Origin of the sequence: Duganella lactea (assembly GCF_009857505.1) — a bacterium.
GTDB classification, from domain to species: Bacteria; Pseudomonadota; Gammaproteobacteria; order Burkholderiales; family Burkholderiaceae_D; genus Rugamonas; species Rugamonas lactea.
Genome location: NZ_WWCP01000069.1, coordinates 1 through 9,619, shown reverse-complemented (window position 1 = coordinate 9,619; position 9,619 = coordinate 1). Strand labels below are relative to the sequence as shown.

Here is a 9,619-nt window from a genome sequence, read left to right as displayed (position 1 = left end):
ACCACGAAAAAGGTGGTTCTGGACAGCAAGACAAGTGCCAAAAGGTCTGAAGCCGCCGTGCGAATCCGTCCACAGCCGGCGTTTTCTCAGCACATCAGTTCAAATCAGCAGTAATTCGAGGTCCCCAAGATTTCTTAACAGAATTCGCATGCTGTCTAAATGCAGCACGCAGGGGGCCGGGGCGATTTCTACTTGTAAATCAAGATGGGAGCAACTGTCGCGCCAATAGAAGCTCTGTTCACGCAGCAAATCGGCGAGGTCTCCAGCGTTTGTGGTGGTGACCGTCCCTGATTGCGGATCCATCTTCTCTAACGTCAACAACTGACCTACGAGGTGGGTCGCCCGGTCCACGCTGGCGCTCAGACCAGCAATGAATTCATCCCGCTCCTCCACACTACGGGCTCGCTTTAGCACTTGCAGATTGGTCTTAATAGCTGCCAGCGGTGTACGCAATTCATGGGCAGCATCAGCGGTGAAGCGCTGCTCGTGTTCCATCGTTTGCCTTACGCGACCAAACAAACGATTGATTGCAAGCAGTAGCGGATGCACTTCGCTGGGAACTCCGTTCAAACTAACCTCTGCGAGGTCATTAGGTGTACGCGCCGCGACTTCTTCAGCGGAGGTTTGCAACGTGCGTACTACGCGGCTGACGCTCCACCAGATGGCTGCCGTTGCTAGCAATGCCAACAACGTCCCGAAGATGACAATTTTGTAGAAGAAACGGCTGCTGATATCTTCGCGGTGGCTAGTTGGCTCTGCTACCACTAGCGCTAGTTCATGCCGTTCGTCCCATAACGTGAATAATCGCCAGCGTTTACCTCCTATGCGAATCCACGACAGGCCATCGGGTGTTTCAGGCGAAAACATGCCGTCGGGGGCGCCGTCGTTCTTGTACAGAACCCGTTGATTGGCATCGCGAACTTGGAACATCAGATAGCGGTGTGGATTTGCGTGACCTTTCATTGGCAGGCTGATTGGCTGTGCAAGGCCATGCTCCCGCATTTCGTTTTCCACTAGCGATAGCAATAGATGTGCCGTCTCTACCAGTGATTGGTCGAACAGCTCATCGCTTTCCTGCTGTGCTTCGAGATAGACGATAACGGCACTGCTGGTCCATAACGTAAGCGTTAGCCCCAGCAGCGATGCCAGCAAGGTTCGCTTCAGCGACCAACGTTTGCCGAATACGTTGCCGCTCATGTTGCCGCCGGCTTGTCGATGCAGTATCCGATCGAGTGTACGGTGCGGATCAGCTCTCGTCCCAGTTTGCGGCGTAGGTGATGGATATGTACCTGCACTGCATTGCTCTCTACCTCGTCGCCCCAGCTGTACAGATTTTTCTCCAGTTGATCTCGGCTGAGAACGCGGCCGGCCTGTTCGACAAGCATCTGCAGGATGCGGAACTCCTTGACGGTAAGTGTGACCGTCTGGCCAGCCTTCGTGACACGCCGATCAGCGATATCTAGCACTAAATCACCGTGTACCAGTTCTTCGCGCAAACGGCCGGTGGCGCGCCGACTAGCACTACGAATTCGGGCCGACAGCTCGTCGAGGTCGAATGGTTTGATGATGAAGTCATCTGCGCCTGCGTCGAGGCCGGCGATGCGCTCCTTAATCTGGTCGCGTGCCGTCACTACGAGCACGGCGCCTTGGTAGCCGGTGTCGCGAAGGCTGGAGAGCACAGTCATTCCATCATGGTCGGGCAGGCCAAGATCGAGCAAAACGCAGCCGTAGTCATGCAGTTGCACCGCTGTTTTTGCGTGCGCTGCCGTGGTCACCCAGTCGACAGCATAGCCGCTCTGTTCCAATCCAATTTGAGTGGCGCGGCCAAGTTGAGGGTCGTCTTCTGTGAGCAAGATACGCATAGGGCTAGTCTGAAAAAGATGCCGGAATCGTACGGAGAACTTGTTAAGAACCTCTTAAGAACTTCTTAGCAACATCGCCTGCATTTCGTCCCCTTACTATGGAACTTGTCCCGACATGTTAAATGCATTCATCTTAATGTCAGCCGCCGCTGTGACGCCGGTTGCCTCGGTAGAGCAAGTGGTAATTACACCCGAGCAGATCACGCGTGCCGGCATCGCCACTGCGCCGGCATTGGCCACCTTGCCTGATAGTGGTGCGATAAGCGGCGACGCAATCGTGCTCTCTGGTACCGTGGTTGCGCCCACCACGTCCACCGTGGTAAGCGGTGCCGTATGGGGGGGAATGGTACAGGAAGTTCACGTTGCAACCCTTCAAACAGTGAAAGTTGGGGCGCCTCTGGTTACGCTGTTTAGCCAGCCGTGGATGGAGTTGCAGCGCGAGTATGTGGAACTCTCTGCGCAGGCAAGGTTGTCAGCCGACAAGCTGGCTCGCGACGAAAGTTTATATGCTGATGGGATCATATCGCGTGTAAGACTGGAAGAAAGTCGCTCCGCTGCACACTTGGCACGGCTGGCGGCTGACCAGCGGGCACAGGCGCTTCGTGCCGGTGATATGAATCAGGCCGCGATTGCGAAGTTGCCGGAGAATCGACAATTGAGCCCTCTGCAGACGGTGCGTGCGCAGACTGCTGGCACGGTGGTCGAATTGCCATTGTCCGTTGGCCAGCAAGTCGAACCGGGTAGCAGTGTGGCCAAGATTGTGCGGGAAGGGCCATTGTGGGTCGAACTGCAGGCGTCACGTCAACAGCTCACCTCGGTCTCGGTAGGCGACAAGCTGTTCGTGGCAGAGAACTGCCAATTGAAGGTGAGCGCTATTTCACCACTCGTCAATGGCGTTAATCAGACCGCTTTGATACGTGCAGAACAGGTCGAGCGTAATGGGTGTTTGAAAGTGAACGCCTTTGTAGAAGCGCGTCTGGCAAGGCCGCGTACTCAGGCAGGTGCGCTGGCAGTGCCGGCTACCGCGCTGGTGCGTCGCGGTACTACGAGCTATGTCTTTGTTCGCAATGACAAGGGCTTCCAAGCCGTCCCAGTCCAGCCCGGTGCCGCTGCAGGAGATCAGGTTTGGGTGCGAGGTGGGCTACGTGCCGGTGCACCCGTGGCGATGCGAGGCTTGGTCGCCATCAAAGGGGCCTGGAGCGGTCTGGGCGAGCCCGCCGTTGAAGCGAAAGGACAGCCATAATGCTGGGCCGTCTGATTGCTATGTCTTTGGCACAGCGCCTGTTGGTGTTGGTGCTAACTGTACTGATGATCCTGGCTGGCGTCAAAGCGGTCGGCGAGCTCTCGATTGATGCCTTCCCTGATGTATCGAGCACGCAGGTCAAGATCATTATGAAGGCGCCAGGCATGACACCCGAGGAGGTGGAAACCCGCATCGTTGCGCCGATTGAGCAGGAGTTGCTGGGCATCCCGAAGCAGTCGGTGTTGCGCTCACAATCCAAATACGCAATTGCCGATATCACGCTCAATTTTGAAGAGGGTACAGATATGTACTGGGCCCGCCAGCAAGCCACCGAACGGCTGGCGGCGGTACTGAAGGATCTACCGCCTTCAGCTAGTGGTGGCTTAGCGCCGATCACTACGCCATTGGGTGATGTGTTCATGTTCACTATCGAAGGCCCATTGTCCCTGATGGAAAAACGTACTCTGCTTGAGTGGACCATCCGTCCACAACTGCGCAACATTCCCGGCGTGGCCGATGTGAACTCGCTGGGTGGCGAAGTACGTAGCTTTGAAGTGATTCCTGATCTGGCAGCATTGGCAGCACGCAAGGTATCGCTGGAGCAGCTCGAAAAGGCGCTGATTGCCAATAATCGTAGCGATGGCGCCGGCCGTCTCGTGAGCGGTGAAGAGTCGTTCCTGATTCGCAGCGATGCGAGCGTACGTGCGCTGGAAGATGTGGGAGCTATCAGCATCATCAGCCGAGATGGTGTGGCAGTGACAGTAGGTCAGGTAGCAGAGATCCGCACTGGTGCACTGACGCGCTATGGCACCGTTACGCAAAGCGGCAAGGGCGAAGCGGTGCAAGGGTTGGTATTGGCCATGCGCGGCGCCAATGCGCTGAATGTGGTCGATCAGGTGCGTGAACGTCTTGATGAGATTGGTAAGACGCTGCCGACCGGAACCACCATCAGTACATTCTATGACCGTGGCAATCTGGTTGAACGCGCCGTCAACACAGTCAGCAAGGCTCTGCTAGAAGCCACCGTCCTGGTGGTAGTGCTGCTGTACGTATTCCTGGGCAATGTCAGGGCGGCAGTCGTAGTGGCATGTATTCTGCCGCTATCCGCATTGGGCACGTTCGTACTGATGCGACAGTTTGGGCTGAGTGCAAATCTGATGTCACTAGGGGGACTGGCGATTGCTATCGGCATGCTGGTTGACGCCGCTGTGGTCGTTGTCGAAAACATTGAAGCACACAGCAGCAAAGCGCAACCGGGCATGTCGTGGCTGCATGTGATCTATCGTGCAGTCCGCGACGTTGCGGTACCAGTCACGGCCGGCATGGTGGTCATTATGGTGGTGTTTATTCCACTGCTGACGCTGCAGGGACTGGAGGGCAAGATGTTCGCGCCAGTTGCAATGACAATCATCTTTGCATTGGGTGCATCTCTGCTGTTGTCGCTGACTGTCATTCCAGTGCTGTCATCGTTCATGTTAAAGGCCCATCACGGCCCGTCTCCGCGCATCGTGGTGTGGATGGAATCGGTCTATCAGAAAGTGCTGAAGCGCGCCTTTGGCAATGAACGGGTTGTCGTGGGTTCGGCTGCAGGCGCACTGGTGATCGCTATTGCCTTGTTCATGGTCGTCGGAAAATCCTTCATGCCTGTACTCGAAGAGGGGGACCTGATTATGCAAGCCGAGAAGTTGCCCTCTGTTAGCCTGGACCAGGCTGTAGAGCAGGATCTTGCAATCCAACGCAGGATACTGAGCCAGGTACCCGAGGTGACACGTATCGTTGCTCGACTCGGTACTGACGAACTGGGCTTGGACCCGATGGGACCAAACGAGACTGACTCATTCCTGGCGCTCAAGCCGCGATCTGAGTGGCGCAATCCAGACAAGGAAGTGCTCATCGATGCGTTGCGAAAGGCCACAGCGGACTATCCGGGTATTAATTTCAGCTTCACACAGCCGATCGAGATGCGCACCTCGGAGATGCTATCAGGCGTGCGAGGTGATCTGGCCATCAAAGTCTACGGTACGGACTCCAAGAAGCTTGCCGAATTGGCTGAGCAAATCGTCGGCGTTGTCCAGAAGATTTCCGGCAGCGAAGACGTGTTGACCGTGAAAAATGAAGGCGTTCAGTACATGCTAGTTGATATCGACCGCGTTGCGGCCGGACGACTGGGGCTGAGCGCTGAGCAGGTGCAGAACGACCTGCGAACCATGATTGAGGGACGGACTGCCGGTATCGTCATTGATGGCGTGCAGCGCCTGCCGCTGCTGCTGCGCGGAGGTGACGAAACGCGTATGTCGCCAGAATTGTTCCAGCAAATACGTTTGCCGCTGGCAGATGGACAGTCGGTGCCGCTGAGCCAGGTTGCAGTGATGCGCGCAGTTGATGGGCCAGTTAAGGTCGAGCGTGAGAACAGTAGTCGAATGGCTGTGGTACGCGCGAATGTTCGTGGGCGCGACCTGGTGGGCTTTGTCGACGAGGCCAAGGCGGCTGTCGCGCAGCAGATCAAGTTGCCGGCAGGCTATCGCCTCTCGTGGGGCGGGCAGTTCGAGAATCAGCAGCGAGCCGCTGCGCGCTTGGCTGTGGTGGTGCCGGCAGCATTGGCACTGATCTTCCTGCTGCTATTCAGCACGCTTGGTAGCGTACGACAAGCGGTGCTGGTGTTTGTCAACATCCCGTTTGCACTGATTGGTGGAGTCGTAGCGCTGGCGGTGACGGGAGAGTACCTCTCTGTACCTGCATCGGTGGGCTTTATCGCACTGATGGGTATAGCGGTATTGAACGGACTTGTGATGATCACGTGCTTCAACCAGATGGTGGCCCGTGGCGTACCGCTGGCTGAAGTGGTGGTTCAAGGCGCGCTGCGCCGTCTACGTCCAGTGATGATGACCGCGAGTATTACTGGCCTCGGCTTGGTTCCTTTGCTGTTGGCCACAGGTCCTGGTTCGGAGATTCAAAAGCCCTTGGCCATCGTCGTGATCGGCGGTCTGCTGAGCGCCACTTTGTTGACGCTGATTCTGTTGCCATTGTTATTCCGCCGTTTCGGTGTTCCTGGCAGCGCTAAATTGGAAAATGCATGAAAACTTTACCCAACGATACTTTACTGACGCTGGTGATTCCCGTCAGCCTAGAGGAAGACATTCTGGACTTTCTGTTGCTGCACCCAAATTGGGCCAGTGGCTTCTCTCTAATGGCTGCTCAGGGGATGGGCCAGGGCGCGCCGCTTCAATCGGCAATGGAATTGGTACAAGGGCGTAGCGCCCGCAAATTGGTGCTGATTCCAGGTTCCCTGGCCGACCTTCAACAATTGCTACAGGCATTGGCGGAGGAAATGCCGACGCCAGATGTGACTTATTGGATGAGCCCAATGTTGGCCAACGGGAGGTTGGCATAATGGTTAAATTGAAATTAGCGATCACAGTCGCCATCGGAATGATTACCTTTGGCGCAAACGCCGCCACCCTGCCCCTGGCGGGGGATTTGCTGTACGCGCTTCCTCCAGAACCTGTGGTTCGCCGCACGCTGGAAGCTTTGCCTCAACTTCGTCTTGGTGCGATGAATAACGAACTGGCATCGGCGGAAAAAGCCAAGTTAAACGCAGGGCCGCATGAGTGGCGTTTGAGTGCGGGGGCGTCCCAGCGTCGAGTGATAGGCGAGCAACGTTACCGTGAACAGGAATTCGGAATGGAGCGCGGCGTGCGCTGGTTCGGGAAAGCAGATCAGGACCGCGTCATCGGTGAGAAAAGCATTTCACTCGCGCAGGCCCAGCATGCTGACGTCTGGCACGAGAGCTGCAGAACCTTGATGCGAGACTGGTACGATGCCCTGCGCGCGCAAGCTTCGTTGCAGCGCCTGACTGAACAGCATGTGCTGGTACAGCAGCTAAAGGCCATAGCAGTAAGACGCGTCAAGGCTGGCGATAGCCCTGCGCTGGAAGTGATGCAGGCCGATACCGAACTGCGCCGTTCTGAGGCGCTGGTAGAGCAAGCGCGTCAGGACGTAGCGCAGGCATTGACCTTGCTGTCGACTACGTATCAACACTTACCTCAACCGCATCTAGAACGTTTGCCTGAGCCTCAGCGCGCTCAAGATGCCATACCGGAACAGATCGCCCTCATCACGCAGGACAATCATGAGCTGGAATTGGCCCAAACAGAGGCTCAGTTACAGGGGCTGAAAGCACGCCGTGCGGCTAGTGAGCGCATGCCTGATCCCACCATCGCATTAAAGGCAACGCGAGAGCGTGATGGGCAAGAGCGCACGCTAGGGCTGATGTTATCGATTCCTTTGCCAGGGCAGTACCGCTCGTCGGAGGCGACAGCCGCCGCAGTACGTGCGCGCATGGCCGATGAGCAGGTCACACAGGTCCGCAACAAGGTCCAGCTGGATGCACAGCGTGCTGTATCCGAAGAGCGGCATAGCTATCAAATTTGGAGCAGTCTGCGTGCAGTGGCAGAGCAAAGCGCCAGGCAGGCGCTATTAATGGAGCGTGCCTATCAGTCCGGTGAATCCACCCTGAGCGATGCCTTGCTTAGCCGCCGTCAGGCTCTTGACGCGGCGCTAGCAGCACAAACAGCACAGATTGGCGCGTTAGCTTCCAGTGCGCGCGTCAAGCTGGACGCTCATGCCTTGTGGTCGTTCGAGTAAGGAGAAGAGATGATTAAGTTTGTGCATCTAGTGGCAGTAGTCTGCGCTGTGAGCGCTGTTGGCTGCGCCACTCGTAGTCCCGATGGTGTTCGCCACGGCTATGTAAGCAAAGTGTACTCGGCGGGAGAAAAGCCTGTAGATTTGCCTGCGTGCTTGTCGGCACTGACGTCCCAACAACTGGCCGATGGCCGCTTTGTTGATCTCAAATATGGCACGATGCGATTGCGTAAGTATGCGACTGTATATGCGCCGAATAGTTTGCAGATCACAAAACACGACAAGGTCGAATTTACACCCATCATCTGCGAGGGAAATGACTTCCCTCGCATCCTGCGGGTGGTGAAAGACTAAGCCGCGCCGGCCAAGTGCTCGTACAGAATAGTGCAGCCGATCAGGATCAGTACCATGCCGCCGATAAGTTCTGCACGCTTCCCGATTAATGTACCGAGCGCTCGGCCGAGCATCACGCCGATGGTAACCATCAAGAATGTGCAGGCTCCGATTGCAGCGGCAGTTACATAGATATTGGCATTAATAAAGGCAAGACTGGCGCCAACCGCCATAGCATCAATGCTTGTGGCGATGCCTGTAACTGCCAGGAGCGCGAATGATTGGTGGTCTGCAGTGACTTCGCTTTCGTCTTCCTTAGAAAAGCTCTCTCGGATCATTAGCGCGCCAAGTACCAGCAACATACCGAAGGCGATCCAGTGATCCCATTGCTCGACATAACGTGAAGCGGCCTGGCCGACAGCCCATCCGATCATTGGGGTAATACCCTCGATTACGCCAAAGATCAGACCTATGCGCAGAGCTTGGCGCAGATTCGGTTTTTGAATGGCAGCGCCCTTGCTGATGGCAACAGCAAAGGCATCGGTCGACATGGCGAGTGATAGGGCAACGGTAGCTAGGAAATTCATATGGCTTCCATGTCGGGCACGACGAAAGGCATTTCAGCGGCCCGACTGAGCGCGTGACATGCCGATGGTCTTGCCAAACGAGAAACGGTTGTCCGCACCACGGCAATTTTGCCGAGTATGTTGATGCGAACGCTACTAGTCTAGTAGCAGGCTACTCCCCAAAGGAGGTTGGATTATACCTCAGCTCAGAGGTGAAAAATGTCTGACCTCGCTATATATTAAATCTGTTATATGACGACGGGTGTAAATTGGGACATGCTGTGAGGCAGTTATTGCATGCCTCGCATGGCGATCATCGGAATGATCAGTACCATCCACCCGAATCGACGCCTCGGCCTCAGCGCGCGTTGTGTAACGTTGATGATGAACCAGTGCGTTTTTCAGGCTGCCCCAGAAGCTCTCCATCGGCGCATTGTCGTAGCAGTTCCCTTTGCGCGACATCGATGCCCGCATATGAGATGCCGAGCCGCGTCTACAGCGCGGGCACTGGTGGCGGTGCGCTGATCGTCGACAAATTCGGCGACGCGGACCAAGACGGAGAAAAACTGAGTGGCACGGGGCAGCGCCGGGCAGCTGCAGAAGTCGGAATGGGCACAGCTTAAATTAACCGGCTGAGTGTCTTGACTAGTGGGTCCACTTTAGCCGCGCAATACGGCCACGGCCGGCGACGAAGCCTTGCTCTAGCAGCTCGGGCTGGATACGCCGGGTGCCGTAGGTCTCGCGGCTTTGACGATGCACGGCCTGAATGGCGACTTTCAGGACGTGTAAGAAATTCTGTGTGTGCGGGGCCGGGTTTTAGTTAATCGCGTTTGTGAAGCGTTCGCCAAGGACGTGTAAGAAATTCTGTGTGTGCGGGGCCGGTTTTTAGTTAATCGCGTTCGTGAAGCGTTCGCCAAACATGATGGCAAATTGATTGGCCGCCAGCTTCCAAGTCCGCTGTGGCATCTTCCAAT

9 protein-coding genes, 1 pseudogene and 1 riboswitch are annotated in these 9,619 nt (G+C 56.2%); of the genes and pseudogenes, 5 read left to right on the top strand and 5 right to left on the bottom strand.

Going from position 1 to position 9,619, the window contains the following annotated elements:
- Nucleotides 1-99 precede the first annotated feature (99 nt).
- Both GTP44_RS26360 and GTP44_RS26355 read right to left on the bottom strand, forming a co-directional pair.
- On the bottom strand, nucleotides 100-1,197 hold the full coding sequence (locus GTP44_RS26360; protein WP_161021741.1) for a histidine kinase dimerization/phospho-acceptor domain-containing protein: 1,098 nt from the start codon (nucleotides 1,195-1,197) through the stop codon (nucleotides 100-102).
- A complete protein-coding gene (locus GTP44_RS26355; protein WP_161021740.1) occupies nucleotides 1,194-1,862 on the bottom strand; it encodes a response regulator in 669 nt (222 codons plus the stop codon). The genes GTP44_RS26360 and GTP44_RS26355 overlap by 4 nt, the downstream gene beginning before the upstream one ends.
- A gap of 115 nt (nucleotides 1,863-1,977) precedes the next feature.
- Between GTP44_RS26355 and GTP44_RS26350 the strand changes: the two genes are divergently transcribed.
- The 5 genes from GTP44_RS26350 to GTP44_RS26330 are packed head-to-tail and all read left to right on the top strand — an operon-like array spanning nucleotide 1,978 to nucleotide 8,100.
- Nucleotides 1,978-3,105 (top strand): efflux RND transporter periplasmic adaptor subunit, encoded by a 1,128-nt coding sequence (locus tag GTP44_RS26350; RefSeq protein ID WP_229257099.1) that lies wholly within the window; start codon nucleotides 1,978-1,980, stop codon nucleotides 3,103-3,105.
- Nucleotides 3,105-6,182 carry an efflux RND transporter permease subunit gene (locus tag GTP44_RS26345; protein WP_161021739.1) on the top strand — a complete coding sequence of 1,026 codons (3,078 nt, stop codon included), beginning with the start codon at nucleotides 3,105-3,107 and terminating at the stop codon, nucleotides 6,180-6,182. Before GTP44_RS26350 ends, GTP44_RS26345 begins: the two co-directional genes overlap by 1 nt.
- Nucleotides 6,179-6,496: a DUF3240 family protein gene (locus tag GTP44_RS26340; protein ID WP_161021738.1), complete on the top strand. Its 318-nt coding sequence runs from the start codon at nucleotides 6,179-6,181 to the stop codon at nucleotides 6,494-6,496. The genes GTP44_RS26345 and GTP44_RS26340 overlap by 4 nt, the downstream gene beginning before the upstream one ends.
- Complete coding sequence (locus GTP44_RS26335) at nucleotides 6,496-7,749, top strand: TolC family protein (RefSeq protein ID WP_161021737.1); 1,254 nt, start codon at nucleotides 6,496-6,498, stop codon at nucleotides 7,747-7,749. Before GTP44_RS26340 ends, GTP44_RS26335 begins: the two co-directional genes overlap by 1 nt.
- A gap of 9 nt (nucleotides 7,750-7,758) precedes the next feature.
- Nucleotides 7,759-8,100, top strand: a complete 342-nt coding sequence (locus tag GTP44_RS26330; protein WP_161021736.1) for a hypothetical protein — start codon at nucleotides 7,759-7,761, stop codon at nucleotides 8,098-8,100.
- Here the strand turns inward: GTP44_RS26330 and GTP44_RS26325 are convergent.
- From GTP44_RS26325 to GTP44_RS26315, 3 genes and pseudogenes are all read right to left on the bottom strand, one after another.
- Complete coding sequence (locus GTP44_RS26325; RefSeq protein ID WP_161021735.1) at nucleotides 8,097-8,666, bottom strand: manganese efflux pump MntP; 570 nt, start codon at nucleotides 8,664-8,666, stop codon at nucleotides 8,097-8,099. The genes GTP44_RS26330 and GTP44_RS26325 overlap by 4 nt on opposite strands.
- An 11-nt stretch (nucleotides 8,667-8,677) precedes the next feature.
- A riboswitch (yybP-ykoY riboswitch) is annotated at nucleotides 8,678-8,838 on the bottom strand.
- Between the two features lie 149 nt (nucleotides 8,839-8,987).
- Nucleotides 8,988-9,119, bottom strand: a pseudogene (locus GTP44_RS26320) (IS3 family transposase); the annotation flags it as partial.
- 171 nt (nucleotides 9,120-9,290) lie between these two features.
- Complete coding sequence (locus GTP44_RS26315; RefSeq protein ID WP_371867337.1) at nucleotides 9,291-9,413, bottom strand: IS3 family transposase; 123 nt, start codon at nucleotides 9,411-9,413, stop codon at nucleotides 9,291-9,293.
- Nucleotides 9,414-9,619 lie beyond the last annotated feature (206 nt).